Source organism: Denitratisoma sp. agr-D3 (assembly GCF_054658675.1).
In genome coordinates, this window is sequence record NZ_BAAGIA010000001.1 from 289,685 (window position 1) to 315,000 (window position 25,316).

Here is a 25,316-nt window from a genome sequence, read left to right on the forward strand (position 1 = left end):
TACAAAAGAAAAGAGCCCGCATTCTAGCGGGCTCCGTTGTGGCGCGTGCGGTTGGCCGTACCGGCTCAGGTTGCTTGGCCGACGGCGGCCTGGCGGTAGCCCGCCAGCCAGGCGGGGATGTCCGCCGCCGCCATGGCCAGGCCGATGCCGTGGCCTTGGGCGGCGTCGCAGCCGAGGTCGGTCAGGACGCGGATCTGTTCCTCGGTACCGACCCCCTCGGCGATCACCCGGCGGCGGAAGGCCCGGGCCAGGCCGAGGATGCTTTCCACCATGGCCTTGTCCCCGGCATCGGTCAGCATGCCGTGGACAAGGCTGGTGTCGATCTTGAGTACCTGGGCGGGCAGGTATTTGAGATAGGTGAGGGAGGCGTAGCCCCGGCCGAAGTTGTCCAGAATGACGGCCATGCCCAGCTTGCGGCAGGCTTCGATGACGCGACTGGTCAAGGCCAGGTCGGACAGGGGCGCATTGTCGTCGATGCGCAGTTCGAGACTGAGGGGTGACTTGGTCGGGTATTGCGCCATCAGTTCCGCCAGGGAGGCCTCGAAGCCGGACCAGTGCAGCAGGTGCAAGGAGACGTTGACGTGCACCGGATAGACGATGCCCCGCTTTTCCCAGGCGATGACCTGTTCCAGGGCGGACTTGATTGCCCACAGGTCGAACTCGACGGCCAAGGCGCCGTGTTCCATCCGGTACGGCAACAGCGAGAGGGATTCCTTGGCGCCGAGCAGGCCCCGGTCGGGGTGGCACCAGCGGATCGACGCCTCGAAGCTCTCGATCCGGCCCTGTTGCAGGTTCACGATGGGTTGGTAGTGGAGTTGGAATTCCCCCGAGTTCAGGGCTTCCCGCAGCAGGGGCAGGCTTTCCTCGGCGTCGTCGGCGCAGGCGGCGTCATCCGCGTCGAAAATATAGCGACAGCTTTTGCCCGGATGCTTGGGGCTGAGCTGCTTGGCCGTTTGCAGGGCGCGTTGGGCGTTGCCCAGCAGCTGTTGCGGCGACTGGCTGTCGAGGGGGTAGATGGCGAGGCCGATGCTGGCGCTGAGACGGTAGCCGTCGAGTTGTTCGAGGGGCACGGCGAGGACCATGGTCATCCGGTTCACCACCAGTTCGATTTCTTCCTCGCTGTCGATGTCGGCGATCAGCACGGCAAAGGTGTTGCCCTCCAGGCGGGCGACGGTGTCGCCCTCGCGGACGGCGCAACGCAGGCGGTCGGCGATTTCCACCAAGACCGCGTCGCCTAGGCCGTGGCCGTGGCGCTGGTTCATCTGGTCGAAGTCGTTGATATCGAGCAGGCACAGAGCCGCCAGCGTGCCTTGCCGTTGCAGCCAGGCCAGGGACTGGCGAATCCGGTCGAGGAGCAGGGGCTTGCCGGGAAGCTGGGTCAGCAGGTCGTGGTGGAAGGCGGTGCCGGGCAACTGCCGGGATGGCTGTAGATTGCCCAGGTCGAAGAAGTTGCCGATGTAGTAGGCCGGCTGGCCGTCCTCGGCAAAGATGGCATGGATGGCCAGCAATTCGACGAAAAAGCTCCCGTCCTTGCGCCGGTTGGTGATTTCCCCTTGCCAGCAGCCTTGCTGCTTCAGTCCTTGCCACAACTCGGCGTAAAAGCTGTCGTCGTGGAGGCCGGAGCGAAACAGCTTTGGTGTTTTGCCGATGACCTCATCCCGGCTATAGCCGGTGATCTTGCTCAGGGCCGGATTGACGTCGAGCACGACACCCTGGGCATCGGTGATCAGGATGCCGTTATGGGAATTGGCGAAAGCGTGGGTGACCCACTTCAGTTTTTCAAGATCGTCGGAGGAACTGGCTGCGGAGGTCACTGGGTTCATGTGCGGGGCGCCTGGACAACGTCCGGCAAGGTTAACCCGAAAGCCCCGGGACGACGTAGAATTTGCCGATGTGACTTATAGGCGGATGACTTAAAAGTATCCATCCTTCACCATCAAAACACTATGGACGCACTCGTCAAACTGTCAGGACTCACCAAGGTGGAAAGCGCCCGGGAAACCCTTTCCCGGAATATCCGCGCCTTGCGTGCCGCCCGCGGCTGGTCCCAGGAAGCCCTGGCCCTGGAGGCCGGGTTGCACAGGACTTTCGTCGCCCATGTGGAGCGGGGTGCCCGCAATATCTCCCTCAACAACATCGAGCGCATCGCCATGGCGCTCAGCGTGCCGGTCAGCCGCCTGTTCGAGGTTTGAGCGCCGGGACCGCCGTGGCGGTCCCGATCCTTTCCCTGCCGTGTTTATTCGATGGTCAGCCGCCGTGATTGGGCGGCGGTCTTCTTGGGCAGGGTCAATTCCAACACCCCATCGGTAAAGCGCGCCACGGCGCTGGCTTCATCGATATCCTGGCCCAACTGGAAGCTGCGGGACACCTTGCCGAAGGTGCGTTCGGTGCGCAACACCCGCTCCCCTTCCTTCACTTCCTTTTCCTGCTTGCGTTCGGCGCTGATGGAGACGACGGGGCCGTCAATGTGGACATGGATGTCCTCTTTCTTGATGCCGGGCAGGTCGGCATGGACTAGGTACTGCTTTTCCTGTTCCTTGACGTCCAGCTTGATGGTCGGCGCCTCGCCGGCGGCGTTGAAATCCACGGGGCGGACGAAGAAGCCGCGGAAGAAATCGTCGAGCGGATCGTGGCGGATGATGTTGCTCATCGGTAGTCTCCTGTGAAAATCGGGCAAGAACGCCCATGCCCTTTAGATAGGCGCCCATTGGTGGATTTCAAGTCCCCACGCCACATGCCTTGCCTTGGCTCTATCTTGGCCGTAGATTGCACGCCCGGGATCGTGGCAAAACATGAAGCATGGATCGTGACGACGAGATGACGAAAGAGAAATACGAGCGCTGCCCGCGCTGCGGCGCGGCGTTCGGCTGCGGCGTGAGCCGGGGCGAGGGGAGTTGCTGGTGCATGTCGATGCCGACCTTGCCGGCCCAATACCGCCAAGGCAAGGGGTGCTACTGCCCCGCCTGCCTAAAGGCATTGACGGGACTGCCGACGGAGGCCGCGCCGCTTACGTCGGCTGCCCCAGACCAAGTATGAGAATCGCATCCCGGTTGCTCCAGGAAAAGCAGGCCTGAGCCGCTTCGCGCCAGGGCAGCCAGCGCCAGGCCAGGTGTTCGTCCGGGGCCAGGGTGACCGGTACGGGGGCGGGGAGGCAGAGGCTGAACACGTGTTCGCGGTTGTGGCTGGTGCCCGGCGCAAAGCGCTCCGGCGTCAGGGTGATGCGGAAGTTGTTGGCGACGTTCCAGGGGATGAAGTCCGTCGCCGGCGGCGTCAGGCCCGTCTCCTCGGCCACTTCGCGCCGAGCGGTTTGCAACAGGGTTTCCCCGGCTTCCTGGCTGCCGGTCACCGACTGCCACAAGCCCGGCTGCTTGGCTCGTTCCAGCAGCAGGACGTCCAACGCCGGGGTATGGATCACCACCAGCACCGAGACCGGGATCTTGTATTTCATCGTCCGTCCGTCATGGCGGGCAACTCGGCCACGCCATCCCCGTGGGCGTCCACCAGGCACCAGAAGGCAACGCCTCTTTGCCGCCAGTCCGCCGCCACCTCGTCCAGCAGGTTGAGGAGGGTGCGGAAATCCCCCGCCGCCGCGCTGCGCAGGGTGTCGCCATGGTCGAGCAGCAACAGGTATCCCCGCGCGGGCTGCCAACCCAGATCGCTCAGGCAGTCGTACAGCCCGTCGTAGTTGCCGCCGAACCAGTGGGGGAAGTCGAAGGCATGGGCGATGGCGGCCAGCATGCCGGCCTTGTCGCGTATCGCGCCCAGGTCCACGGCAAAGACGCGATAGTCGCAATCCCTCGCTGCGGCGGCCAACGGTGCGCTGCCCTGTGACGGCAGGCGATAGACCCCGGCCAGGTCGGCGCGATGCAACAGGGAGCGATAGGGATTCGTTGTCATGGCGGCGTCAGGGCTGGATGCGCCAGAAACGTTGATAGTGGTCGGGCGTGTAGTAGCGCTCCCCACCTGCGCCCACGATGATGCGCCGGGCGCCCCGGTCCCGTTCGCCCGGCGTCGGCACGGTGTATTCCCGGTAGTAGCCGCGGGGACGGCCGGGCAGTCGCTTTTCGTAGTTGCCGAAGGGGATGCCGTCGCGGTGGTAGGGGAAGGGTCCGCCCCGGTCGATTAAGGCCAGGGTATCCCGGGCTTCGCGGGGAAGCTCGTCCTGGGCGACAACAGGGGGCGCGAGGCGGTCGTTCCACCCCTCCCTGGCCTGCCCCAGGCCGCACAGGGCGGCGAGGAACAGGGCAAGGAGCAGGCGCCACATGTGCGGCAGGGATGGGGCGGACGGTCAGCCCTGCGCGGCGGGCTGGGTGTTGCGCAGACGGATGTGCAGTTCGCGCAGTTGCTTTTCGTCCACCGGGCTTGGGGCGTTGGTGAGCAGACACTGGGCGCGCTGGGTCTTGGGGAAGGCGATCACGTCGCGGATGGATTCGGCGCCGGTCATCATGGTGACGATACGGTCCAGGCCGAAGGCCAGGCCGCCGTGGGGAGGGGCGCCGTACTTGAGGGCGTCGAGCAGGAAGCCGAACTTGAGTTGCTGTTCTTCTTCGTTGATGCCCAGGGCCTCGAACACCTTGGCCTGCACTTCGGCCTTGTGGATACGGACGGAGCCGCCGCCGATTTCCCAGCCGTTGAGGGCCAGGTCATAGGCCTTGGCCAGACACTTGCCGGGATCGGTCTTGAGGTATTCCTCGTGGCCGTCCTTGGGGCTGGTGAAGGGGTGGTGACAGGCGGTCCAGCGCTTGTCGTCCTCGTCGTATTCGAACATGGGGAAGTCCACCACCCACAGCGGCTCCCAGGCCTTGCCGTTGAGGTAGCCCTTTTCGTGGCCGATTTTGATGCGCAGGGCGCCGAGGGCGTCGTTTACCACCTTGGTCTTGTCGGCGCCGAAGAAGATCAGGTCGCCGTTCTGGGCGCCGGTACGCTCCATGATGGTCTTCAGGGCCTGCTCGTGGATGTTCTTGACGATGGGGGACTGTAGGCCGGTTTCGTTGAGCTGGGTGACGTCATTGACCTTGATGTAGGCCAGACCCTTGGCGCCGTAGATCTTGACGAACTCGGTGTAGCCGTCGATCTCGCCACGGGAGAGGCTGTTGCCGCCGGGGATGCGCAGGGCGGCGACACGGCCACCGGTGGTGGCGGGGCCGGAGAAAACCTTGAAGGCCACGTCGGTGACGGCGTCGGTGACATCCACCAGTTCCAGGGTCACGCGCAGGTCGGGCTTGTCGGAACCGAAGCGGGCCATGGCTTCGCCGTAGCTCATGCGGGGGAAGGGATTGGGCAGATCGACGGAGAGGGTTTCCTTGAAGATGCTGCGGATCATTTCTTCCATCAGGGCGGTGATGTCGTCTTCATCCATGAAGGAGGTTTCGATATCCACCTGGGTGAATTCGGGCTGACGGTCGGCGCGCAGGTCTTCGTCGCGGAAGCACTTGGTGATCTGGTAGTAGCGGTCGAAACCGGCCACCATCAGCATCTGTTTGAAGAGCTGGGGCGATTGGGGCAGGGCGAAGAACTGACCATCGTGCACGCGGCTGGGCACTAGGTAGTCGCGAGCGCCTTCGGGGGTGCTCTTGGTCAGCATGGGGGTTTCGATATCCACGAAGCCCTTGCCGTCAAGGAAGCGGCGGAACGCCATGGCCACCTTGTAGCGCAGCATGAGGTTCTTGACCATCTGGGGACGGCGCAAGTCCACCACACGATGGGTCAGGCGCACGTTTTCGGAGAGGTTTTCGTCGTCCAGCATGAAGGGGGGCGTGACGGCGGGGTTGAGCACTTCCAGCTCATGACACAGCAGTTCGATTTCGCCGGAAGCCAGGTTGGTGTTTTCGGTGCCCGCGGGACGGCGACGGACCTTGCCGGTGATCTTGAGGACGAACTCATTGCGCACGGTTTCGGCCAGCTTGAACATGTCGGCGCGATCGGGATCGCAAACCACCTGGGCCAGGCCTTCCCGGTCGCGCAGGTCGATGAAGATCACGCCGCCGTGGTCGCGGCGACGGTGGGCCCAGCCGCAAATGGTGACGACTTGGTCGACGAGTCCGGCGTTCAGTTGGCCGCAGTAGTGGGTACGCATCATGGTCAATGGCTCAAAAATGAAAGCCGCCCGATGGGGGCGGCGCGGGGTTGCTTGAAAAGGGTCTATTCGTTTTGCGCTCGTGCCACCAGGCTGGTGGCGGGGTAGGCCGGGGCGGGAATGACCACGCCCATGGAGACGATGTACTTGAGGGCCTCGTCGACGCTGATGTCGAGTTCGACGGTCTCGGACTTGCGGACGAAGAAGAAAAAACCGTTCACCGGGCTGGGGGCGGTGGGGATGAAGACGCTGATCAGCTCATCCTTGACGTGCTGCGTCACCATGAAGGGGGGCGTGCCGGTCTGAAAGGCCACGGCCCAGGCCTCCGGGTGGGGATAGCGCACCAGCAGCACCTTGCGGAAAGCCTCGCCGGAGCCGGAAAACAAGGTGTCCGACACCTGCTTGACGCTGTAGTAGATGGACTTCACCACAGGGATGCGGGACAGCACGCCTTCCCAGAAACGTACCAACTTCTGACCCAGGATGTTGGCGGTAACCAGGCCCGTGGTGAACACCACCAGCAGGGTCAGCAGGGCGCCGATGCCGGGCACATAGAAGCCGATCAGCCGCTCCGGCTGGAGCCCCTGGGGCAGCAGCAGCAGCGACTGGTCCATGGTCCGCACGATCAGGGCCAACACCCAGGCGGTGATGGCCAGGGGGACCCAGATCAGCAGACCGGTGATGAAGTATTTTTTCAAGGGCGATGTCAGCAGGAAGGGCAGGAGCCGGTGCCGCCCTGGCAGGGGGGCGGATTGTCCTTCTTGGGCGCGGCGGAACTGCCGCCCTTGAAGTCGGTGGCGTACCAACCCGAGCCCTTGAGCTGGAAGCCGGCGGCAGTGAGCTGCTTGCCGAAGGTTTCCTTCTTGCATTCGGGACAGGTGGTCAGCGGCGCGTCCGCCATTTTTTGCATGACGTCCTTTTCAAAACCGCAACTGGAACAACGATAGGCGTAGATGGGCATGGGCACCTCCGCAAAAAGAAGGAAATTATAACGCAGGGACACCCGCCAACCGGCGGATTCAGCGGGAGGATGGGGGCGGAAGCGCGCTTTTCAAGGCGCCAGGGTGCCCAGGTAGAGCTGGCTCAGGGGCTTGCCCCAAAACAGGGCGATGACGCCGGCGGCGGCCAGGTAGGGGCCAAAGGGCATGGGCACGTTGCGTCCGCGCCGGGCCAGCAGGATCAGGGCGATGCCCGTCACGGCACCCACCAGGGAGGACAGCAGGATGGTCAAGGGCAGCATCTGCCAGCCCAGCCAGGCGCCGATGGCGGCCAGTAGCTTGAAGTCGCCGTAGCCCATGCCTTCCTTGCCGGTGGCCAGCTTGAACAGCCAATACACCGACCAAAGGGCCAGGTAGCCGGCCACGGCGCCGAATACGGCACTTTCCAGGTCGGTGAAGGTGTTCCAGGCATTGACCAGCAATCCCAGCCAAAGCAGGGGCAGGGTGATGTCGTCGGGCAGCAACTGGGTGTCGAGGTCGATGAAGGCCAGCACCACGGCGGCGGAGAGGAAGGCCAGGGCGGCGGCCAGGGGCCAACCGGGGCCGAGCTTCCAGGCGGCAAAGGCGAACAAGAGGCCGGTCAAGGCCTCCACCAGGGGATAGCGGATGGAGATCGGGGTGCAGCAGTAGCGGCATCTTCCGCCCAACAGCAGGTAGCTGAGCAGGGGAATGTTGTCCCGGGCATCGATGGCCCGATTGCAGTGGGGGCAGTGGGAACGGGGCGTAGCCAGGCCCAGCGGCGGCGCGGTGGTCGGTGCCTGCCCCTGCAACTCGGCGCATTGGGCGGCCCAGTCCTGCTCCATCATCTTGGGCAAGCGATGGATCACCACATTGAGGAAACTGCCGATCAACAGGCCCAGCAGGGCGCAGCCCGCGGTGAGCAGGAAAGGGTCGAGGGTCATGGGGTCAGGTGACGGCGCCGAGTTTGAAAATGGGCAGGTACATGGCGATGATGATGCCGCCGATGACCACCCCGAGGAAAGCCATGATCATGGGCTCCATCAGGCTGGAGAGGGCCTCCACCGCATCGTCCACTTCCGCTTCGAAGAAGTCGGCCACCTTGCCCAGCATGCTGTCCACCTGGCCCGATTCCTCGCCGATAGCCACCATCTGGATCACCATGGGCGGGAAGATGTTGGTGTTCTGCATGGAGACGGTGAGGCTGTTGCCGGTGCTGACCTCATGCTGGATCTGCTTGGTGGCGGTGCGGTACACGTAGTTGCCGGCGGCACCGCCCACCGAGTCCAAGGCCTCCACCAGGGGCACCCCGGCGGCGAACATGGTGGACAGGGTGCGCGTCCAGCGGGCGATGGTGGCCTTCTTCAGCAGGTCGCCGAACACGGGCAGACGCAGCACCAGGCGGTCGCGGGCGATTTGCAGCGGCACCGAGCGCTTGAGGGCGTTGGACAGGGCGAACAGGCCGCCGCCGATGCTGCCGAAGATGATGTACCAGTAGGAGACGAAATACTCGGACATGGTCATGACGAACACTGTCGGCGCCGGTAGTTCGGCGCCGAAGCTGGTGAACACGGCCTTGAACTGGGGAATCACGAAAATCATGATCACCGCCAGGACGATGAAGGCCACCACGATCACGGCCGTGGGGTAGAACAGGGCGCTCTTGATCTTGGCCTTGATGCCGAGGATTTTTTCCTTGTAGGTGGCCAGCCGGTCCAGCAGGGTTTCCAGGATGCCGGCCTGTTCCCCCGCCGCCACCAGGTTGCAGAACAGGGGGTCGAAATACTGGGGATGTTTGCGGAAGGCCTGGTTGAGGCTGGAGCCGGTTTCCACCTCGGTCTTCACGTCCAGCAGCAAGCGGCCCACGGCCGGGTTGCTGGCGCCCTTGCCGACGATATCGAAGGATTGCAGCAGGGGCACGCCGGCCTTCATCATGGTGGCCAGCTGGCGAGTAAAGAGGGTGATGTCCTTCTCGGTGATCTTGCCGCCACCCTTGGTGCTTTGCTTTTTGACCTTGCTGACCAGGATGCCCTGGCGACGCAGGGAGGTACGGACCACGGCCTCGCCGGCGGCGCGCATCTCGCCGCGCATGATCTTGCCGGACTTGTCCTTTCCCTCCCAGGAAAAGTTGCTTTCTTTTACGCTGTTCTTTGCCGCAGTCGCCATGCCTGCTTCCTGTTCCGTTGGCCAAATGCCTCAGCCGTGGGGTTCTGGAGGGTTCCAGGGGGTGCTAGTCGGCCGAAATGGTAACAGATAGGGGCGACGGCAAAAGGGAGGAAGGCCGGTGGATGCGGACAAACTTCACGGCCCGGTCCTGGGTTTGCACGATTTCCATGGGCACCCCGGCGATACGGACGCTGACGCCGGATTCGGGAATGTCCTCAAAGTGCTCCAGAAGCAGGCCGTTGAGGGTTTTGGGGCCATCGGTGGGCAGCGCCAGATCCAGGTCCCGGTTGATTTCCCGCAGGGAACGGCTGCCTTCCACCATGGCGTCGCCGTTTTCGTCCCAGGCCAGGTCGGAACCACCGCCGGGGGTGCTGGTGGTGAATTTGCCGATCAGCTCCTCGATGATGTCCTCCAGGGTCACCAGGCCGAGGATTTCGCCGTACTCATCGACCACGAGGCCCATGCGCTGGCGGTTTTCCTGGAAAAACTGCAACTGGGCGTAGATGCCGGTGCCGGCGGGGATGAAGTAGGGCTCCACCAAGTGTTCCCGCAGGGCCTCGGTGTCAGGGATTTCGCCCGCCATGGCCTGGGCCAGCAGGCGGCGTTTGAGCAGGATGCCGAGGATGTTGTTCAAGTCCCCGGCATAGACGGGGAGGCGGCGATGGTAGCTGGTGCTCAGTTGGGACAGGGTCAACTCCGGATCGGCCTCCAGGTCCAGGGCCTCCATGGCACCACGGGGCACCATGATGTCGTCCACCGTCACCTGTTCCAGTTCGAACAGATTCAATAGGATGTCCCGGTGCCGTTCGGGGATGCCGTGGGAGGATTCCAGCACCACCGAGCGCAGTTCCTCGGGGCTGAGGGGCTTGGGTTCGTGGGCGCCGCTGCCTTTCAGCCGCATGAGCCGCAGCATGCCGGTGACCAGCAGGTTGATGGCCGAGATCACCGGGTCGGACAGGCGCAGGATGGGGCCCAGTACATGGGCCGAGGCCAGGGCCAGCTTGTCGGGGGTGCCGGCGCCGATGACCTTGGGCGTGATTTCGGCGAAGACCAGGATGAAGAAGGAAACCACCAGGGTGCCGACGCCGAGCACCCACTTTTCCTCGCCGAACAATTGCACGGTGATGACCCCCGCCAGGGTGGCGATGGCGGCGTTGATTAGGGTGTTGAAAAGGAGGATCACCCCCAGCAGCTTGTCGGTCTTGGCCAGCAGGCCGAGGACCTTTTGGGCGCCGCGATGGCCGCCCTGGGCCTGGGCCCGCAGGCGATAGCGGTTGCAGGCCATCATGGCCGTTTCGGCCATGGCGAAGAAACCGGAAATGATCAGCAGGAAGGCTAGAAAGGCCAGTTGGGCCGAAAGGGGAACGTCTTCCAAGGGTGGGGCGGGGAAATACGGGAAGGCGCAGTATTGGGTGGCCGTTGCCGGCTGTCAAGCCGCCCGGTGCAGCAGCACGTCCAGCACGAAATAGCTGCCGACGTAGGCCAGCAGCAGGATGCCGAAGCCGGCCAGGGTCCAGCGCAGGGCAGTCTTGCCGCGCCAGCCGCGGAAGTGGCGGCCGACCAGCAGGGCGCCGAAGGTGAACCAGGAAATGAAGGCGAACAAGACCTTATGGCTGAAGGTGAGGGGCTTGCCGAACAGTTCCTCGGAAAAGAGCACCCCGGACAGCAAGGTCAGGGTCAGCAACAGGAAGGCCACGTTCACCAGGCGGAACAGCAGGCGTTCCATAGTCAGCAAGGGCGGCAGGCTGGCCAGCAAGGGGGAAAGGCGACCTTGGTGCAGATGCTTTTCCAGGGCCGTCATCAGCAGGGCGTGGAGGGCGGCGATGGTGAACAGGCTGTAGGCCAGCATGGCCATCAGGAAATGGATGCGGAAGGCCGGATTGGCGGCGTTGGCGATGATGTGTTCCTCCGGCACCAGGGCCGGTAGCAGCACGCAGACGGCGGCCACCGGCAGGCCGAGCAGGGACAGGCCGTCGATGCGGATGTAGAAGCTCTCGATCCAGTACAGGGCCAGGGCCAGCCAGAGCATGGCGGAAAGAGCGGTGGCAAAGCCGAAGTGCATCACCCCCTGGGGGAAGATGCCCTCCCGCAGGCTGACGGCGTGGAACAGCAGGGCCAGGAACAGACCAAACCGCTCGGCCGGATGGATGACCGGGGCGGGGCGGGCCAGGGTGGCGCCCTGCCAACGACTGCGCCATAGCCAGGCGGCCAGGGCGGCGTAGAGGGCGGCGGGAATCAGATGCAGTAAAATCGCAGGCATCCTGCAAGTCTAACGCAAGCCCGCACCGGGCCGTTCTTGCTTTTCTCGTTTCCGGGACATCCCATGCTCGATAACCTGACCCAACGCCTCGCCAAGGTCGTCAAGACCATGCGCGGCCAGGCCCGCCTGACCGAAGACAACATCGCCGACATGCTGCGGGAAGTCCGCATGGCCTTGCTGGAAGCGGACGTCGCCCTTCCCGTAGTCAAGGACTTCATCGCCCGGGTCAAGGAAAAGGCCGTCGGCCAGGAGGTGATCGGATCCCTGTCGCCGGGCCAGGCCCTGGTGGGCGTGGTGCACCGGGAGTTGGCCGATCTGATGGGCGGCGCGGCGGTCGGCCTCAACCTGGCCAGCCAACCGCCGGCCATCATCCTCATGTCCGGCTTGCAGGGGGCGGGTAAGACCACCACCACCGCCAAGCTGGGCAAGTGGCTCAAGGAACGGCAAAAGAAAAAGGTGCTGACGGTCAGTTGCGACGTCTATCGCCCCGCCGCCATCGAGCAGTTGAAAACCGTGTCGGAGCAGGCCGGGATCGACTTCTTCCCTTCCGCGCCGGGCCAGAAGCCCGCCGACATCGCCGCCGCCGCCCTGGACTGGGCCAAGCGTCATTACTACGACGTGCTCTTCGTCGATACCGCCGGCCGCCTGGCCATCGACGAGGCCATGATGGCCGAGATCAAGCAGCTCCACGCCCAGCTCAATCCGGTCGAGTGCCTGTTCGTGGTGGATGCCATGCTGGGCCAGGACGCGGTCAATACCGCCAAGGCCTTCAACGAGGCCCTGCCCCTGACCGGTGTCATCCTGACCAAGCTGGATGGCGACTCCCGTGGCGGCGCGGCCCTGTCGGTGCGTCACGTGACCGGCAAGCCCCTCAAGTTCGCCGGTATCGGCGAAAAGCTGACCGGCCTGGAGGAGTTCCACCCCGAGCGCATGGCCGCCCGCATCCTGGGCATGGGCGACATTCTCGGTCTGGTGGAAGAGGCGCAGCGCAACGTCGATCAGGACAAGGCCAAGGAATTCGTGCAGAAAATGAAGTCCGGCAAGGGCTTCGACCTCAACGATTTCAAGGACCAGATTTCCCAGATGCGCAAAATGGGCGGCCTTTCCAGCCTGATGGACAAACTGCCGGCCCAATTTGGCGCCATGGCGCAACAAGCCGGTGGCGCCGTGGAGGACAAGGCCGTGCGCCGCATCGAGGGCATCATCAACTCCATGACGCCCCTGGAGCGCAGCAAGCCGGAGCTGATCAAGGCCAACCGCAAGCGCCGCATCGCCGCCGGCGCCGGTGTTCAGGTGCAGGAAGTGAATCGCCTGCTCAACCAGTTCGAGCAGACCCAGAAGATGATGAAGCAGTTCTCCAAGGGCGGCATGGCCAAGATGATGCGCGGCCTGAAAGGCATGATGCCCGGCATGCGCTGAGGCGCACATGGGTTAGCGGGCAGCGCCCGCTAACCCCAAGGGGCCGTCATGCCTATCCCCCAACCCCTTCCCCGCGGGAAGGGGTTATCGGGCAACGCCCGATAACCCTAGGGGAATTCGAGACCTATCCCCCTAACCCCTTCCCCGAGGGAAGGGGCGACTGGTCAGGGCGCGGTTCGCGCCCTTTTGGTTTTATACCCCGGCGATCAGGGCTTCGATTTCGGCGAAGGTGCGGGCCATTTCGTGGGTGTGGATTTGCACGCCCAGTTGCCGGGCGATCTGGGAGGCGGAAAACACGCCCAGCAGGGTTTGCTTGCCGTCCGCGCCGTCCCCCACCACCAGGGCGTGGGCGCGACCGGCGGTTTTCAGGGTGGCGACGATGCTGCCCACCGTGGCTTTGCGTACTTCGGCGAGGGGCAGGACCTCCATGGCCGAAACGGGCACCATGATGTCCGCCACCCGCAGTTCGCTACGCTTGATGTTGCGGTTTTGCGCCACCAGCACCGGCTTTTCCCCCAGCACGTCGGCGGAGGTGATGACGCCATCGATGCGGCGGGATGCCCCGGCCACCAGCAGCAGTCGCACACCGCGCAGGATCATGGACTGGTTGGCTTCCTCCAGGCTTGCGTCCTCGCCGATGGTGGCCGAGGGAAAGCGGGAAAGATCAGTCATGACCCGCTCGGCCGGCGAGTCGGCGGTGACGGGCGGCGGATTGAAGGCCTCCAGCACGTAGCAGCCGGCGGGGGCCACGGGGGTTTGGCGCAGGGGGCGATAAGCGCTTTCTTGCTGCATTTTTGTCTCCTCGTTTGATGTGGTTCTTCTTTCACAGCGAAACCATCATACCTCCGGGAAGCGGACTACCAGGGGCGGGCGAGGGCCGAACAGGGGGGGCGGGTGTTGTACTTTTGTTCTAGGCGACCGGGGCCTAGGGGCGGGCCTCGATCACCCGCGGCCCCCAGCCCCAGCTTTTTTCCCAGGCGCCGCGCACCAGGTTCGGATATTCGGCCTGGCCGAGGCTGCCGTTGTAGCGGCCCAGGGCGCGGAACAGGTCGCCATTCTCGATGTCCAGGTAGTGGCGCAGGATGGTGCAGCCGTAGCGCAGATTGGTCCGCATTTCGAACAGGCTGTCGTCGCTGCGGCCAATCAGCTTGACCCAAAAGGGCATCACCTGCATGTAGCCCCGGGCACCGGCCCCGGACACGGCGTACTTGCGGAAGCCGCTTTCCACCTGAATCAGGCCCAGTACCAATTGGGGATCAAGGCCGGCCCGGGTGGCCTCGTAGTGCACGGAGCGGAGGAAGTCGAGCCGGTACTCCCGGTCCGGCAGGCGTTTTTCCAGCCGACGGGACATTTCCGTCAGCCAATCCACGGCTTCCAGCGGGTTCTTGAAGGAACTGGCGGGGGGTTTTTGGTCGGCGATGATGCGGGACAGGGCCGCTTGAACGCTGGCGGCCAGGGGCTCGTACTTCTGGGCCCCGGCCAGGGCCTGGCCCGAGCCCAGGGCCCCGGCCAGAAGGAGGGCGATCAGTCGTCCGCTCAGGCGCACAGCATTTGTTGCAGGGCGGCCACGACGCCATCCTGGGCGAGCATGGTGGGTTCGGCGTCACGCCGGCCCTTGTACTCGATCTGGCCTTCCTTCAGGCCCCGTTCGCCCACCACCAGGCGGTGGGGCACGCCGATCAGTTCCCAGTCGGCAAACATGGAGCCGGGGCGCTCGTCCCGGTCGTCCAGCAGGGCGTCGATGCCCGCGGCTTGCAGGTCGGCCAGCAGTTGATCAGCCGCTTGGCGCACGGCGTTGGACTTGCCGTAGCCCATGGGGACGATGACCACGCTGAAGGGCGCAATGGCGGTGGGGAAGATGATGCCCTTGTCGTCGTGGTTCTGCTCGATGGCGGCACCGACAATGCGGGAGACGCCAATGCCGTAACAGCCCATTTCCATGACCTGTTCCTTGCCCTGTTCGTCGAGGAACTTGCAATTGAGGGCCTCGGCGTACTTGGTGCGCAGTTGGAAGATGTGACCCACTTCAATGCCACGGCACAGGGCCAGGGCGCCCTTGCCGTCGGGGCTGGGGTCGCCGCTGACGACGTTTCGGAGGTCGGCCACTTCGGGTTCCGGCAGGTCGCGGCCAAAATTCACGCCGCTCAGGTGGAAGCCTTCTTCGTTGGCGCCGCAGGTGAAGTCGGCCATGGCCGCCACGGTGCGATCCGCCACCACGCGGATGCCTTGCTTGATCGCCACGGGGCCGATGTAACCGGGCTTGCAACCCAGGGCTTCGACAATTTCCTCATCCTTGGCAAAGCGGAACTCGCCCACGATCTTGGCGGCCTTGATTTCGTTCAGTTCATGGTCGCCCCGCAGCAGCAACAGGACGAAGGCGGGATTTTCTTCCCCCGCCATGACGGCCACGGCCTTGACCATTTGGGTGAGCTGAATGCCGAGGAAGGCGGCCACGTCTTCGCACTTGGTCTTGCCAGGCGTGGCCTTCTTTTCCAGGGCTTGGCTGGCGGTGCCACGGCCTGTGGTCGGTGCCAGGGCTTCGGCCAGTTCCACGTTGGCGGCGTAGTCGGAGTCGGGGCAGTAAGCGATGTCGTCTTCGCCGGTGTCGGCAATGACGTGGAATTCATGGGAGCCAGTACCGCCAATGGAGCCCGTATCCGCCGCCACGGCGCGGAACAGCAGGCCCAAACGGCTGAAGATGCGGTGATAGGTGTCGTACATGTTGCGGTATTCCCGCTCCAGGTCGGCGTAGCTGGTGTGGAAGGAGTAGCCGTCCTTCATCAGGAACTCACGACCGCGCATGACGCCGAAACGGGGGCGAATCTCGTCGCGGAACTTGCTTTGAATTTGGTAGAAGTGCCGGGGCAGTTGGCGGTAGCTGCGGACTTCCTTGCGCACGAAGTCGGTGATGACTTCCTCGTGGGTGGGACCGATGACGAAGTCGCGCTGGTGGCGGTCCTTGAAGCGCAGCAGCTCGGGGCCGTATTTCGGTCCGCGACCGGATTCTTCCCACAGTTCAAAGGGTTGCACGGCGGGCATGAGCATTTCCAGGGCGCCGGCCCGGTTCATTTCCTCCCGCACGATGCCTTCCACCTTGCGCAGTACCCGCAGCCCCATGGGGGTCCAGTTATAGATGCCGCCGGCCAGGCGACGGATCAAACCGGCCCGCATCATGAGCTTATGGGAGACGATTTCGGCGTCGGAAGGAGCTTCTTTCAGGGTGGAAATGAAAAACTGGGTAGCGCGCATGGCGAAGTCCGGGAGTGAATTTCAGAAGAGGGCGGATTTTACCGAAGCCGCACTGCTTTCCCCGGCGGGGCGTTTATGAAAGAATTGGGTCCAATTCAACATTCAAAGGTTTCATCATGCTCGACCGGGAAGGATTTCGCCCGAACGTCGGCATTGTTCTGACCAACAGCCACAATCAGGTTTTCTGGGGCAAGCGCATCCGCGAGCATTCATGGCAGTTCCCCCAAGGGGGCATCAAGAAGGGCGAGTCGCCCGAGGAGGCCATGTTCCGCGAACTGCACGAGGAAATCGGGCTGAAGCCGGAGCATGTCCGCATTCTTGGCCGTACCCGCGACTGGCTGCGCTACGAGGTGCCCAAGCAGTGGATTCGCCGTGAGTGGCGCAGCACCTACAAGGGGCAGAAGCAGATCTGGTTCCTGCTGCGCTTGGTTGGTCGCGACGCGGACATCAACCTGCGTGCCACCGAACAACCCGAGTTCGACGCTTGGCGCTGGAATGACTTCTGGATTCCCCTTGATGCGGTGATCGAATTCAAGCGTCAGGTCTATGCCTCGGCCCTCACCGAGTTGGCGCGCCATGTCTTCCATGATCCGGCGGACCGAGTGCCGCGCTGGACGTCGGAGTCCAGCCTGGTCGCTGACCAACAGGCCCAGCAGCAATGAAGGTCGCAACCCGTATCTTCCTGGGGGCGCTGGTCGCTACCATGGCCATACCGACGCTGGCCCAAGTGACTAGCGTGAACGGCGACCCGAACAGCTGGCGCAGTAACGACCTGCCTGACGAGGGGCCCTGGACTGAAAAAACGGTGGCCTTGCCCCCCTTTCCCAAGGAGGCGGATCTGCTGGAGTTTTACGTGGCTGCCGTCGCCAGCAACCGGTTTTTCATCGACAAGACCTCCATTGCTCCCAGCGAGGACGGTGTGGTCCGCTATACCCTGGTGATCCAGACTTCTGGCGGCGCGACCAACGTGACCTACGAGGGCATCCGCTGCGATACCGGGGAAGTCAAGGTCTACGGTCTGGGCAGGAACGATGGCACTTGGGCGCAATCGCGCAATCCGCAATGGAAGCCCATCGAGAACAAGCCTATCAATCGCCACCATGCCGCCTTGCGCGCAGAGTACTTCTGTACCCAAGGCATGATCCGCGATCAGGCGGAAGGCATTGCCGTCCTCAAGCGCGGCCCCCAGCGCTAGCCTTTCCGGGAACACCATGGATCGGTTGATCGTTGAGTTCGACAAGGCGCTGCGGGCGGTGTTTGCCCCGGCGCCGACGCGCCGTGCCCGTCCCGGCGCCGACCTGCCGGAAGCATCCCTCAGTGAAGCCGAAAAACGCCATGCGGTGGCGCTGATGCGAGTCAATCACTGCGGGGAAATCTGCGCCCAGGCCCTGTACCAGGGCCAGGCCTTAACTTCCCGCGATCCGGCGATCCGGGAAACCATGGAGCACGCGGCCTGGCAGGAAACCGAGCACCTCAATTGGACGGAAGCGCGGATTGAGGAGCTGGGGGGGCGCAAGAGCCTGCTCAACCCTCTCTGGTATGCCGGGTCGCTGGCTATCGGCGTGGCTGCCGGAATCTTGGGGGACGATTGGAATCTGGGCTTCCTGGCGGAAACGGAACGCCAGGTGGAAAGCCATCTTGCGGGCCATCTGACATCCCTGCCCGATCAGGATCTCCGCTCCCGGGAGGTGGTGGCGCAGATGCAGGAGGATGAGCGGTCCCATGCCGAAACCGCCCTTGCCTACGGCGCGCGGGACTTGCCGCTGCCGGTCAAATTGGCCATGCGCGGCATGGCCAAGGTCATGACCGGTACGGCCTATTACATCTAGTCGCCGTTCGGTCAGACCTCGACGATTTCGAAGCTGTGGCTGATCTCGGCGGTTTTGCCGAGCATGATGGAAGCCGAGCAATATTTTTCGGCCGACAATTTGATCGCCCTTTCCACCGCGTCGGTCTTGAGACCCTTGCCGCTGACCACGAAGTGCATGTTGATCCGGGTGAAGACCTTCGGATCGCTATCGGCCCGCTCGGCGCTCAGCTTGACGCTGCAATCCGTCACTTCTTGACGACTTTTCTTGAGGATCATCACCACGTCAAAAGCCGTGCAACCACCGGTGCCGGCCAGGACGGTTTCCATGGGACGTGGCGCCAGGTTGCGTCCGCCCGCGTCCGGGGGGCCGTCCATGGCGATCAAGTGACCGCTGCCTGTTTCCGCGATAAAGCTCATGCCATCGTGCCAACGTACTGTGCATTCCATGATTGCGACCTGTCGTCCGTAATGTGATGAATAGGGGATGAAGAAGACCTGCGATTGTAAGCGGGCTTGCCACCGGGCCGGCCGTCTCTGGCCGTGGAGTTTGGGTTAGCTTGTTTCTTAATGTGAAATTGCCTATTGCAATATGAAAAATCGAGGAGTACCATGCGATCCATGGTCGATGAAGCGTAGGTAGTTGCTCCTTCATCCCGCCGTTGTCTCCTCCACCCTCCTCCAATTGGTGTGGATTCACGCAACCCACTCTCGGGTTGCGTTTTTTTTGGCGCATGTTTGACATGGGGAAAGTCGTGAAATAGAATGCGCGGCTTTTCTGCGTTTGCTCCCCCTTTTCTGTGGGAGCGTTTGAGACAGGGACTCTTCCATGAAAACCTTTTCTGCCAAGCCGCATGAGGTCAAGCGGGACTGGTTCGTCGTTGATGCGACGGACAAGGTTCTGGGCCGGCTGGCTTCCGAAATCGCTCACCGCCTGCGCGGTAAGCACAAGGCTGAATACACCCCCCACGTTGATACCGGCGATTACATCGTCGTCGTGAATGTGGAAAAACTGCGCGTGACTGGTGCCAAGGCGCAGGACAAGAAGTACTACCGCCACTCCGGTTACCCCGGCGGTATCTACGAAACCAATTTCACCAAGCTGCAACAGCGCTTCCCCGGCCGCATTCTGGAAAAGGCCGTGAAGGGTATGCTGCCCAAGGGTCCCCTGGGTTACGCCATGCTGAAGAAGCTCAAGTCTTATGCTGGTAGCGCTCATCCCCATAGCGCCCAGCAGCCCAAGACCCTGGATATCTAAGGAATCGACATGGCGACCAATTATTTCTATGGCACCGGCCGTCGCAAGACTGCTGTCGCCCGCGTGTTCATGAAGCCGGGTTCCGGCAAGATCACCGTCAATGACAAGCCCGTGGATGAGTTCTTCTCCCGCGAAACCGGTCGTATGGTGGTGCGTCAGCCCCTGGAACTGGTGCAGCACGTCAGTACTTTCGACATCATGGTCAATGTGACCGGTGGTGGTGAGTCCGGTCAGGCCGGTGCCGTTCGTCACGGTATCACCCGCGCCCTGATCGAATACGATGCCGCCCTGAAGTCCTCCCTGTCCAACGCCGGCTTCGTGACTCGCGATGCCCGTGAAGTGGAACGGAAGAAGGTCGGTCTGCACGGTGCTCGCCGTCGCAAGCAATTCTCCAAGCGTTAATTCTCGGAGTCCCTGCACGAAAAGCCGCCTCCGGGCGGCTTTTTGCTTTTGGCGGTGAAGGTGCGCCGGGCTGATAAGATTCCCGGTTTGTTTCGCAGTGAATGTGGAGTCGGTGATGATCAAAGTCGGAGTGGTCGGAGGGACGGGATATACCGGGGTCGAGTTGTTGCGCCTGCTGGCACAGCATCCCCATGTGGAACTGACGGCGGTGACCTCGCGTGGCGAGGCGGGTACTGCCGTGGCCGATATGTTCCCCAGCCTGCGCGGCCGTGTCGGTGTTCAATTCACCGATCCGGCAGCCTCCCATTTGGACCAATGCGATCTGGTGTTTTTTGCGACGCCCAATGGCATCGCCATGCAACAGGCCCAGGCGCTGTTGGATGCAGGGGTCAAGGTGATCGATTTGGCCGCCGATTTCCGCATCAGCGACGTGGCGGAGTGGGAAAAATGGTACGGCATGAGCCACGCGAGCCCGGCCCTGGTGGCGGAGGCAGTGTATGGCCTGCCCGAGGTCAATCGGGACAAGATCCGCGGCGCCCGATTGGTGGCCAACCCCGGCTGCTATCCCACGGCCACGCAACTGGGTTTCCTGCCCCTGGTGGAAGCTGGCTGCATTGCGCTCGACCATCTGATCGCCGATACCAAATCGGGGGTGTCCGGTGCCGGTCGCAAGGCGGAAGTGGGGATCCTGTTTTCCGAGGCCGGCGACAATTTCAAGGCCTACGGTGTCCCCGGTCATCGGCACCTGCCGGAAATTCGCCAGGGCTTGGCCCGAGCTGCGGGGCAACCGGTGGGACTCACTTTCGTACCTCACCTGACTCCCATGATCCGCGGCATTCATGCGACGCTCTATGCCCGCCTCACCAAGGAAGTGGATCTGCAAGCCCTGTTTGAACAGCGCTATGCCGCCGAGCCCTTCGTCGATGTCCTGCCCGCCAAGTCCCATCCCGAAACCCGTTCCGTCAGGGCGGCGAATCTATGCCGTATCGCCGTGCACCGGCCCCAGGGGGGGGATACCGTGGTCGTCCTGTCGGTGATCGACAATCTGGTGAAGGGGGCCGCCGGGCAAGCGGTGCAAAACATGAACATCATGTTCGGTTTCGACGAGTCTGCGGGCCTGACCCAGATTCCCGTTCTGCCATGAAGTGGAAGCGCTGGCGCGCGCGCTTCGGCATTTCGGCCCCGCGTCTCGCTATTCGGCCCCATGTGCCCTGGTATTGGCGGGCCTTGGCGGCCGTCCTTATCCTTGCCGTGGCGCTTGTCCTGGCGCGGTGGGTTTATGATGCCGGTCGCAGCCTGGCTGGGTTCGAGTGGGATCGCAGCGAACAGGAGCTGACGACAATCAAGAGCGAGCTGGCGCGGCTCAGGGAAGAAAACCAGGAGCTGAGAAGGGTTTCGAACGCTAGCGAAAGCCGGTTGCAGATAGAGCAGACGGCCCAGGAGCGATTAACAGAGCAGACCCGACGGCTGGAGGCGGAAAACGGCCAGCTCAAGGAAGAGTTGGCGGTGTTCGAGAGCCTGGCCAGCGGGTCGGCGAAAATGGCGGTGACAGGCATGTCACGCCTGTCGGTGGAAAGCAACGGCGCCGGCAGTTACCGCTATCGGGTGCTGTTGACGGCCGGCAGCAGCCAGGGGGATCGGGAACTGGCCGGTACGGTGCAGATCGGCGTCACTGGGCTTCAAGGCGACAAACCTGTTATGCTGACATTCCCGCGTGCTGGCGAAAAGGAAACCCGAGTCAGTTTTCGCCGCTTCCTGCGCCATAGCGGAAGCTTTCAGGTACCGGATGGCGTGAGAGTGACGGAAGTGGAAGCGCGTTTGCTGGTGGGCGGCGCAGTGCAGGCTTCGACCAAAACGCATCTGTAGACGCCGGGTTTCGGTCCGGCCTTGCATTAGTCAAAGGAGACCCCATGTTCTCTTCCAAGAAGCCAAAGCCCCAGGGCCGGATCGACTGCCTGATCGGCGCCGGAACCAAAGTGGTGGGCGATGTGACTTTTAGCGGCGGCCTGCGCGTGGACGGCGAGATCAAAGGCAATGTCCAAGCTGCCGGCGACCAGCCGAGCACCCTGGTCATCAGCGAGCACGCCCGGATTGAGGGCGAGATCAACGTCTCCCACCTGGTGATCAACGGCACGGTCATCGGCCCGCTGCACGCCAGCGAGTTGTTGGAACTGCAACCCAAGGCCAGGGTCACAGGCGATGTGGAGTATGGCACCATCGAAATTCATCTGGGCGCCGTGGTTCAGGGGCGCTTGATCCATCAAGGCCAGATTTCAAAATCCGTCGAGTTGAAACTCGCGAGCACCAACTGAGAGGCGGTTTAGGCCGCATGATTTGATTAAGAAAGGAGAACGAAATGAATGCTCCCACCGAGACCCCGAGCCCCTTCGTGTTTACCGATAGTGCCGTCGCCAAGGTGAAGGATTTGATCGCCGAAGAGGGTAACCCCGAGCTGAAGCTGCGGGTATTCGTGACCGGGGGCGGTTGCTCCGGTTTCCAATACGGCTTCACTTTCGACGAAGTGAAAAACGATGACGATACCGCCCTGGTCAAGGACGGCGTGACCTTGCTCATCGATCCCATGAGCTACCAATATCTGGTCGGCGCCGAAATCGATTACACCGAAAGCCTGGAAGGTTCCCAGTTCGTGATCAAGAATCCCAACGCCACGAGCACCTGCGGCTGCGGTTCTTCCTTTTCCGTATAAAACTGTCGGACTACCAACGACAAGGGGCGCCGCGGCGCCCCTTGTCGTTGCTACTGGCGACGAATCACGCGGGGTAGCAGGCTCCCAAGATCCGTCGACCACGGGCGCCGGTGACCTCCGGCAGATTGCCCGGTTGGTGGTGGGTGTGCTGACGAGCGAGCCAGGCAAAGGCGACGGCTTCCACCCAATCCGGGGGGATGCCCAGGGATTCCGTGCTCGCAATGGACGCGCCGGGTAACAGTTGGCCCAATTGTTCCAGAAGGGTCTGGTTATGGGCACCGCCGCCGCAGACAAACAATTCATCTGGCTCGCCGCACCAGTGGTGCACGGCGTTGGCGGCGGATTGCGCCGTCAAATGGAGCAGTGTGGCCTGTACGTCCTCGGGTTTTTCCTGACCGGAGAGATGGCCCTGAAGCCAGGCGAGGTTGAATTCTTCCCGGCCACAGCTCTTGGGTGGTTGGTTGCTGAAGAATGGATGGGTCAGCAAAGTTTTCAGCAAGGCCGGCAAGACGGTGCCGGTCGCGGCCCAACGGCCGTCTTCATCGTAGGGCTTACCCAGATGGCCCTCAATCCAGGCATCCAGCAAGATGTTGGCGGGGCCGCAGTCGAAGCCCTGAACCGGCTGTCCTGGGCGCAGATTGGTCAGGTTGGCGATGCCACCGAGATTCAACAGTACGCGGTGGCGTCGCTCATCTTGGAACAGGGCCGCGTGAAATGCGGGAACCAGGGGCGCGCCCTGGCCGCTGGCGGCGATGTCACGACTGCGGAAATCAGCAATGACGGCAATGCCGGTCAGCTCAGCCAATAGTGCCGGGTTGTTCACTTGTAGGCTGTAGCCGGCGTCCGGGCGATGGCGCAGGGTCTGGCCGTGGCAGCCGATGGCCGTGATCGCCGAAGCGGGCAGGCCGTGTTGTGCAAGTAATTGGGTGGTCGCCTTGGCATACAACTCGGCCAAGTGCTGGGCCAGGCGCGCGGTACGGTGCAACTCGTCGTGGCCGGAGCTGCTCAGGGCCAGTATTTCCTGGCGCAACTGCGCATGGTAAGGCAGATAACTGGTTTCCAGGGTGCGCTGCCCCTGAGCGGAAAACTCCACCAGGACGGCATCAACGCCGTCCAGGCTGGTGCCGGACATCAGTCCAATGAACAGCTCAGTGCCCATGGTGTTCAGTCGAGGGCTGCGGTGTTACTGCCGCTGGTTTGCGAAAGCAAGTCGAGTCTGGGCGCGGCAAGCTGTAATAGTGCGGTTTTCTGCTGGGGCGTGAGGACGGGGGCGCCCGGTAGGGCAACCGTCAAGGGGTTTTGGTGTACGCCATCGACGCGGAATTCGTAGTGCAGATGGGGGCCGCTGGCCAGGCCACTCATCCCGGTGTAGGCGATGGTGTCCCCCTGGCTGACACGACTACCCTGGCGCAGGCCGGCAGCAAAAGCGGACAGATGGCCGTAGAGGGTGGAGTAGCGTCCTTGGTGGCGGAGGACGACGACCTTGCCGTACCCGCCTTGTACCCCGATGAATTCGACCACGCCGTCGCTGGTGGCGCGTACGCGGGTGCCAATGGGGGCGCCGTAGTCAACGCCCTTGTGGGCACGCCAGGTTTGCAGGACCGGATGGAAGCGGGCGGAGGAGAAGCCCGATGTCACGCGAGAGAACTCCAGAGGGGAGCGCAGAAAGGCTTTGCGCAGGCTTTTCCCGTCGGGGCTGTAGTAGCCGCCCTTGCCGTTGCCGCCATCGAACCAAAGGGCGCGATAGCGTTTGCCGTCGTTGATGAATTCCGCCGCCAGGATCTTCCCCGGCTTGATGAGACGGCCTTGGTAGTTTTGCGTTTCGTAGACGACAGAAAACCGATCGCCCTTGCGCAGGTCCCGATGGAAATCGATGTCGCCGCCGAAGACGTCGGCGAGCTGGGTGGCGATGGCGTCGGGGATGCCGGCGCTATCCGTGGCGCCGAACAAGGAATAGCGAATTTCGGCGGACTTGACTTGGACCTGGTTTTCCAGGGGCAAGGTTTGGGTAAAGATCCGGTAGCCTGTCGGGCTGGCCGTGATTTGTAGTACCTGATCGCCTGCGCCGTTGAGGGGAAAGGTCAGCGCGATCAGTTGGCCGTTGTCGTCGACGCGGGCGCTCAGTAATTTACCGGGAGAGAGTTGGCGAAACAGCAGTCCAGCCTCGGGCTGGGATTGGAGTTTGGGCAGCAGTCCATCGTCTTCGATGCCGAGCCGTTTGAATAGGGTAGCTACCGTATCCCCGGGGCGCACCCGTTCCTCGCGGACGAAGCTTTGAGGCTGGGGCTGATTGTCGCTGTCGAGGGGGGTAAAAGAAAGGCTGAGGGTTTCCGCGTAATCCCGTTGCTGAACATGTTCGGTTTGGGTCGTGGGCGAGGTGCCAAAGGCGGTAACCATGGCGAACAGACCAACGGTGGCAACACCACCCAAAAGCCATGCGTGCTTGGGGCGTAGGGGCCTCACCGAGGAAGGCGAGGAGGGCTGCGTTAGAATCCGGCTCTTTTGATGGTCCATGCGCTAGTCGGACGACGATGAGATCGCCCGAGTTTAACATGGGCGAAAAACACGCTATCGGAACGAAAATGAGCGACATCCAAACCCAACTTGCACTCATCAAGCGCGGTGCCGAAGAGCTGCTGATCGAGGCTGACCTGGTCGAGAAGCTGAAAACCGGGCGCCCGCTGCGGATCAAGGCCGGCTTCGACCCGACGGCACCGGACCTGCACCTTGGCCATACGGTCCTGATCAATAAGATGCGGCACTTCCAGGAGCTGGGGCACCACATCATGTTCCTGATTGGCGACTTCACCGGGATGATCGGTGATCCGACCGGCAAGAATGCCACGCGACCGCCCCTGTCCAAGGAGCAGATCCTCCAGAACGCCCAGACTTATCGCGAGCAGGTGTTCAAAATCCTCGACCCGGAAAAGACTGAGGTGTGCTTCAACTCCGCCTGGTTCGATCAATTCGGCGCGGCCGGGATGATCAAGTTGGCCGCCCACCACACCGTGGCGCG

Annotated in this window: 31 protein-coding genes (1 of these 31 cut by a window edge); 13 read left to right on the top strand and 18 right to left on the bottom strand. The window is 62.9% G+C overall.

The genetic code is table 11. The features are described 5' to 3' along the window. Positions 1-65: 65 nt before the first annotated feature. The gene (locus ACYQ2U_RS01375; protein WP_459948544.1) at positions 66-1,823 is read right to left on the bottom strand and encodes a sensor domain-containing protein; all 1,758 of its coding nucleotides are present in this window, start codon (positions 1,821-1,823) and stop codon (positions 66-68) included. A 123-nt stretch (positions 1,824-1,946) separates the two neighbouring features. Here ACYQ2U_RS01375 and ACYQ2U_RS01380 point away from each other — a divergent pair, with 123 nt between their 5' ends. Next, positions 1,947-2,192 (top strand): helix-turn-helix domain-containing protein, encoded by a 246-nt coding sequence (locus ACYQ2U_RS01380; protein ID WP_459948545.1) that lies wholly within the window; start codon positions 1,947-1,949, stop codon positions 2,190-2,192. A 44-nt stretch (positions 2,193-2,236) separates the two neighbouring features. Here the strand turns inward: ACYQ2U_RS01380 and ACYQ2U_RS01385 are convergent, their stop codons facing one another. Continuing rightward, a complete protein-coding gene (locus tag ACYQ2U_RS01385; protein ID WP_459948546.1) occupies positions 2,237-2,650 on the bottom strand; it encodes an Hsp20/alpha crystallin family protein in 414 nt (137 codons plus the stop codon). Positions 2,651-2,817: 167 nt separating this feature from the next. On the opposite strand from ACYQ2U_RS01385, the gene ACYQ2U_RS01390 reads away from it, so the two are divergent. After that, positions 2,818-3,036, top strand: a complete 219-nt coding sequence (locus tag ACYQ2U_RS01390; RefSeq protein WP_459949227.1) for a cysteine-rich CWC family protein — start codon at positions 2,818-2,820, stop codon at positions 3,034-3,036. On the opposite strand, the gene nudB is transcribed toward ACYQ2U_RS01390, so the two are convergent. From nudB to ACYQ2U_RS01440, 10 genes are all read right to left on the bottom strand, one after another. After that, complete coding sequence (gene nudB, locus ACYQ2U_RS01395; protein ID WP_459948547.1) at positions 3,008-3,448, bottom strand: dihydroneopterin triphosphate diphosphatase; 441 nt, start codon at positions 3,446-3,448, stop codon at positions 3,008-3,010. The two genes, ACYQ2U_RS01390 and nudB, sit on opposite strands and share 29 nt — an antisense overlap. Further along, entirely contained in the window at positions 3,445-3,897 is a 453-nt protein-coding gene (locus ACYQ2U_RS01400; protein WP_459948548.1) for a barstar family protein, read from the bottom strand. Before ACYQ2U_RS01400 ends, nudB begins: the two co-directional genes overlap by 4 nt. Before the next feature lie 7 nt (positions 3,898-3,904). Then, positions 3,905-4,264, bottom strand: a complete 360-nt coding sequence (locus ACYQ2U_RS01405; protein WP_459948549.1) for a guanyl-specific ribonuclease — start codon at positions 4,262-4,264, stop codon at positions 3,905-3,907. A 24-nt stretch (positions 4,265-4,288) separates the two neighbouring features. Next, on the bottom strand, positions 4,289-6,076 hold the full coding sequence (gene aspS, locus ACYQ2U_RS01410) for an aspartate--tRNA ligase (RefSeq protein ID WP_459949228.1): 1,788 nt from the start codon (positions 6,074-6,076) through the stop codon (positions 4,289-4,291). A gap of 65 nt (positions 6,077-6,141) precedes the next feature. Continuing rightward, positions 6,142-6,774 carry a DUF502 domain-containing protein gene (locus ACYQ2U_RS01415; protein WP_459948550.1) on the bottom strand — a complete coding sequence of 211 codons (633 nt, stop codon included), beginning with the start codon at positions 6,772-6,774 and terminating at the stop codon, positions 6,142-6,144. Positions 6,775-6,782: 8 nt separating this feature from the next. After that, positions 6,783-7,037, bottom strand: a complete 255-nt coding sequence (locus tag ACYQ2U_RS01420; RefSeq protein WP_459948551.1) for an FmdB family zinc ribbon protein — start codon at positions 7,035-7,037, stop codon at positions 6,783-6,785. Between the two features lie 90 nt (positions 7,038-7,127). After that, on the bottom strand, positions 7,128-7,976 hold the full coding sequence (locus ACYQ2U_RS01425) for a prepilin peptidase (RefSeq protein WP_459948552.1): 849 nt from the start codon (positions 7,974-7,976) through the stop codon (positions 7,128-7,130). Between the two features lie 4 nt (positions 7,977-7,980). Beyond that, entirely contained in the window at positions 7,981-9,198 is a 1,218-nt protein-coding gene (locus tag ACYQ2U_RS01430; RefSeq protein WP_459948553.1) for a type II secretion system F family protein, read from the bottom strand. 64 nt (positions 9,199-9,262) lie between these two features. Next, positions 9,263-10,573, bottom strand: coding sequence for an HlyC/CorC family transporter (locus tag ACYQ2U_RS01435; protein ID WP_459948554.1), 1,311 nt, complete (start codon positions 10,571-10,573; stop codon positions 9,263-9,265). Positions 10,574-10,627: 54 nt separating this feature from the next. Continuing rightward, positions 10,628-11,458 (bottom strand): cytochrome C assembly family protein, encoded by an 831-nt coding sequence (locus ACYQ2U_RS01440; protein WP_459948555.1) that lies wholly within the window; start codon positions 11,456-11,458, stop codon positions 10,628-10,630. Positions 11,459-11,521: 63 nt separating this feature from the next. Between ACYQ2U_RS01440 and ffh the strand changes: the two genes are divergently transcribed. Continuing rightward, positions 11,522-12,877 carry a signal recognition particle protein gene (ffh, locus tag ACYQ2U_RS01445; protein WP_459948556.1) on the top strand — a complete coding sequence of 452 codons (1,356 nt, stop codon included), beginning with the start codon at positions 11,522-11,524 and terminating at the stop codon, positions 12,875-12,877. A 192-nt stretch (positions 12,878-13,069) separates the two neighbouring features. Here the strand turns inward: ffh and ACYQ2U_RS01450 are convergent, their stop codons facing one another. The 3 genes from ACYQ2U_RS01450 to ACYQ2U_RS01460 form a co-directional block, all read right to left on the bottom strand. Continuing rightward, positions 13,070-13,669, bottom strand: a complete 600-nt coding sequence (locus ACYQ2U_RS01450) for a CBS domain-containing protein (RefSeq protein WP_459948557.1) — start codon at positions 13,667-13,669, stop codon at positions 13,070-13,072. 133 nt (positions 13,670-13,802) lie between these two features. Beyond that, on the bottom strand, positions 13,803-14,423 hold the full coding sequence (locus ACYQ2U_RS01455; protein WP_459948558.1) for a lytic transglycosylase domain-containing protein: 621 nt from the start codon (positions 14,421-14,423) through the stop codon (positions 13,803-13,805). Continuing rightward, positions 14,414-16,126, bottom strand: a complete 1,713-nt coding sequence (locus ACYQ2U_RS01460) for a proline--tRNA ligase (RefSeq protein ID WP_459948559.1) — start codon at positions 16,124-16,126, stop codon at positions 14,414-14,416. Before ACYQ2U_RS01460 ends, ACYQ2U_RS01455 begins: the two co-directional genes overlap by 10 nt. Before the next feature lie 116 nt (positions 16,127-16,242). Here ACYQ2U_RS01460 and ACYQ2U_RS01465 point away from each other — a divergent pair, with 116 nt between their 5' ends. The 3 genes from ACYQ2U_RS01465 to coq7 are packed head-to-tail and all read left to right on the top strand — an operon-like array spanning position 16,243 to position 17,955. Beyond that, positions 16,243-16,788, top strand: a complete 546-nt coding sequence (locus tag ACYQ2U_RS01465) for an RNA pyrophosphohydrolase (RefSeq protein WP_459948560.1) — start codon at positions 16,243-16,245, stop codon at positions 16,786-16,788. Next, positions 16,785-17,321 carry a CNP1-like family protein gene (locus tag ACYQ2U_RS01470; RefSeq protein ID WP_459948561.1) on the top strand — a complete coding sequence of 179 codons (537 nt, stop codon included), beginning with the start codon at positions 16,785-16,787 and terminating at the stop codon, positions 17,319-17,321. Before ACYQ2U_RS01465 ends, ACYQ2U_RS01470 begins: the two co-directional genes overlap by 4 nt. Positions 17,322-17,337: 16 nt before the next feature. Next, complete coding sequence (gene coq7 / locus ACYQ2U_RS01475; RefSeq protein ID WP_459948562.1) at positions 17,338-17,955, top strand: 2-polyprenyl-3-methyl-6-methoxy-1,4-benzoquinone monooxygenase; 618 nt, start codon at positions 17,338-17,340, stop codon at positions 17,953-17,955. An 11-nt stretch (positions 17,956-17,966) separates the two neighbouring features. Here coq7 and ACYQ2U_RS01480 read toward each other — a convergent pair whose 3' ends face one another. Next, on the bottom strand, positions 17,967-18,383 hold the full coding sequence (locus tag ACYQ2U_RS01480) for an OsmC family protein (protein ID WP_459948563.1): 417 nt from the start codon (positions 18,381-18,383) through the stop codon (positions 17,967-17,969). Between the two features lie 379 nt (positions 18,384-18,762). Between ACYQ2U_RS01480 and rplM the strand changes: the two genes are divergently transcribed. From rplM to erpA, 6 genes are all read left to right on the top strand, one after another. Then, positions 18,763-19,191, top strand: a complete 429-nt coding sequence (gene rplM / locus ACYQ2U_RS01485) for a 50S ribosomal protein L13 (protein ID WP_459948564.1) — start codon at positions 18,763-18,765, stop codon at positions 19,189-19,191. Positions 19,192-19,200: 9 nt separating this feature from the next. Next, positions 19,201-19,593: a 30S ribosomal protein S9 gene (gene rpsI, locus ACYQ2U_RS01490; protein ID WP_459948565.1), complete on the top strand. Its 393-nt coding sequence runs from the start codon at positions 19,201-19,203 to the stop codon at positions 19,591-19,593. A 115-nt stretch (positions 19,594-19,708) separates the two neighbouring features. Continuing rightward, positions 19,709-20,737, top strand: coding sequence for an N-acetyl-gamma-glutamyl-phosphate reductase (argC, locus tag ACYQ2U_RS01495; protein WP_459948566.1), 1,029 nt, complete (start codon positions 19,709-19,711; stop codon positions 20,735-20,737). Beyond that, a complete protein-coding gene (locus ACYQ2U_RS01500; protein ID WP_459948567.1) occupies positions 20,734-21,459 on the top strand; it encodes a DUF6776 family protein in 726 nt (241 codons plus the stop codon). The genes argC and ACYQ2U_RS01500 overlap by 4 nt, the downstream gene beginning before the upstream one ends. A 44-nt stretch (positions 21,460-21,503) precedes the next feature. Further along, on the top strand, positions 21,504-21,905 hold the full coding sequence (locus ACYQ2U_RS01505) for a bactofilin family protein (RefSeq protein ID WP_459948568.1): 402 nt from the start codon (positions 21,504-21,506) through the stop codon (positions 21,903-21,905). A gap of 44 nt (positions 21,906-21,949) precedes the next feature. Beyond that, a complete protein-coding gene (erpA, locus tag ACYQ2U_RS01510; protein ID WP_459948569.1) occupies positions 21,950-22,300 on the top strand; it encodes an iron-sulfur cluster insertion protein ErpA in 351 nt (116 codons plus the stop codon). A gap of 64 nt (positions 22,301-22,364) precedes the next feature. Here erpA and ACYQ2U_RS01515 read toward each other — a convergent pair whose 3' ends face one another. Further along, the gene (locus tag ACYQ2U_RS01515) at positions 22,365-23,459 is read right to left on the bottom strand and encodes an anhydro-N-acetylmuramic acid kinase (protein WP_459948570.1); all 1,095 of its coding nucleotides are present in this window, start codon (positions 23,457-23,459) and stop codon (positions 22,365-22,367) included. Positions 23,460-23,464: 5 nt separating this feature from the next. Beyond that, the gene (locus ACYQ2U_RS01520) at positions 23,465-24,697 is read right to left on the bottom strand and encodes a peptidoglycan DD-metalloendopeptidase family protein (protein ID WP_459948571.1); all 1,233 of its coding nucleotides are present in this window, start codon (positions 24,695-24,697) and stop codon (positions 23,465-23,467) included. A 185-nt stretch (positions 24,698-24,882) separates the two neighbouring features. Between ACYQ2U_RS01520 and tyrS the strand changes: the two genes are divergently transcribed. Then, on the top strand, positions 24,883-25,316 hold the 5' end (the start) of the coding sequence (gene tyrS, locus ACYQ2U_RS01525; RefSeq protein ID WP_459948572.1) for a tyrosine--tRNA ligase. 754 nt of this gene lie beyond the right edge of the window; 434 of the gene's 1,188 nt are visible here — the first part of the coding sequence; the start codon lies at positions 24,883-24,885; the stop codon falls past the right edge of the window.

What these genes read in the sequence shown, in the direction of transcription:
- ACYQ2U_RS01425 (WP_459948552.1), bottom strand. Translation starts at nt 7,976, where the DNA reads ATGACCCTCGACCCTTTCCTGCTCACCGCGGGCTGCGCCCTGCTGGGC.
- ACYQ2U_RS01385 (WP_459948546.1), bottom strand. Translation starts at nt 2,650, where the DNA reads ATGAGCAACATCATCCGCCACGATCCGCTCGACGATTTCTTCCGCGGC.
- ACYQ2U_RS01480 (WP_459948563.1), bottom strand. Translation starts at nt 18,383, where the DNA reads ATGGAATGCACAGTACGTTGGCACGATGGCATGAGCTTTATCGCGGAA.
- ACYQ2U_RS01450 (WP_459948557.1), bottom strand. Translation starts at nt 13,669, where the DNA reads ATGCAGCAAGAAAGCGCTTATCGCCCCCTGCGCCAAACCCCCGTGGCC.
- nudB (WP_459948547.1), bottom strand. Translation starts at nt 3,448, where the DNA reads ATGAAATACAAGATCCCGGTCTCGGTGCTGGTGGTGATCCATACCCCG.
- ACYQ2U_RS01505 (WP_459948568.1), top strand. Translation starts at nt 21,504, where the DNA reads ATGTTCTCTTCCAAGAAGCCAAAGCCCCAGGGCCGGATCGACTGCCTG.
- coq7 (WP_459948562.1), top strand. Translation starts at nt 17,338, where the DNA reads ATGGATCGGTTGATCGTTGAGTTCGACAAGGCGCTGCGGGCGGTGTTT.
- argC (WP_459948566.1), top strand. Translation starts at nt 19,709, where the DNA reads ATGATCAAAGTCGGAGTGGTCGGAGGGACGGGATATACCGGGGTCGAG.
- ffh (WP_459948556.1), top strand. Translation starts at nt 11,522, where the DNA reads ATGCTCGATAACCTGACCCAACGCCTCGCCAAGGTCGTCAAGACCATG.
- ACYQ2U_RS01380 (WP_459948545.1), top strand. Translation starts at nt 1,947, where the DNA reads ATGGACGCACTCGTCAAACTGTCAGGACTCACCAAGGTGGAAAGCGCC.
- ACYQ2U_RS01520 (WP_459948571.1), bottom strand. Translation starts at nt 24,697, where the DNA reads ATGGTTACCGCCTTTGGCACCTCGCCCACGACCCAAACCGAACATGTT.
- ACYQ2U_RS01420 (WP_459948551.1), bottom strand. Translation starts at nt 7,037, where the DNA reads ATGCCCATCTACGCCTATCGTTGTTCCAGTTGCGGTTTTGAAAAGGAC.
- ACYQ2U_RS01390 (WP_459949227.1), top strand. Translation starts at nt 2,818, where the DNA reads ATGACGAAAGAGAAATACGAGCGCTGCCCGCGCTGCGGCGCGGCGTTC.
- erpA (WP_459948569.1), top strand. Translation starts at nt 21,950, where the DNA reads ATGAATGCTCCCACCGAGACCCCGAGCCCCTTCGTGTTTACCGATAGT.
- rpsI (WP_459948565.1), top strand. Translation starts at nt 19,201, where the DNA reads ATGGCGACCAATTATTTCTATGGCACCGGCCGTCGCAAGACTGCTGTC.
- ACYQ2U_RS01430 (WP_459948553.1), bottom strand. Translation starts at nt 9,198, where the DNA reads ATGGCGACTGCGGCAAAGAACAGCGTAAAAGAAAGCAACTTTTCCTGG.
- ACYQ2U_RS01400 (WP_459948548.1), bottom strand. Translation starts at nt 3,897, where the DNA reads ATGACAACGAATCCCTATCGCTCCCTGTTGCATCGCGCCGACCTGGCC.
- ACYQ2U_RS01460 (WP_459948559.1), bottom strand. Translation starts at nt 16,126, where the DNA reads ATGCGCGCTACCCAGTTTTTCATTTCCACCCTGAAAGAAGCTCCTTCC.
- ACYQ2U_RS01500 (WP_459948567.1), top strand. Translation starts at nt 20,734, where the DNA reads ATGAAGTGGAAGCGCTGGCGCGCGCGCTTCGGCATTTCGGCCCCGCGT.
- ACYQ2U_RS01405 (WP_459948549.1), bottom strand. Translation starts at nt 4,264, where the DNA reads ATGTGGCGCCTGCTCCTTGCCCTGTTCCTCGCCGCCCTGTGCGGCCTG.
- ACYQ2U_RS01515 (WP_459948570.1), bottom strand. Translation starts at nt 23,459, where the DNA reads ATGGGCACTGAGCTGTTCATTGGACTGATGTCCGGCACCAGCCTGGAC.
- rplM (WP_459948564.1), top strand. Translation starts at nt 18,763, where the DNA reads ATGAAAACCTTTTCTGCCAAGCCGCATGAGGTCAAGCGGGACTGGTTC.
- ACYQ2U_RS01440 (WP_459948555.1), bottom strand. Translation starts at nt 11,458, where the DNA reads ATGCCTGCGATTTTACTGCATCTGATTCCCGCCGCCCTCTACGCCGCC.
- ACYQ2U_RS01470 (WP_459948561.1), top strand. Translation starts at nt 16,785, where the DNA reads ATGAAGGTCGCAACCCGTATCTTCCTGGGGGCGCTGGTCGCTACCATG.
- aspS (WP_459949228.1), bottom strand. Translation starts at nt 6,076, where the DNA reads ATGCGTACCCACTACTGCGGCCAACTGAACGCCGGACTCGTCGACCAA.
- ACYQ2U_RS01465 (WP_459948560.1), top strand. Translation starts at nt 16,243, where the DNA reads ATGCTCGACCGGGAAGGATTTCGCCCGAACGTCGGCATTGTTCTGACC.
- ACYQ2U_RS01375 (WP_459948544.1), bottom strand. Translation starts at nt 1,823, where the DNA reads ATGAACCCAGTGACCTCCGCAGCCAGTTCCTCCGACGATCTTGAAAAA.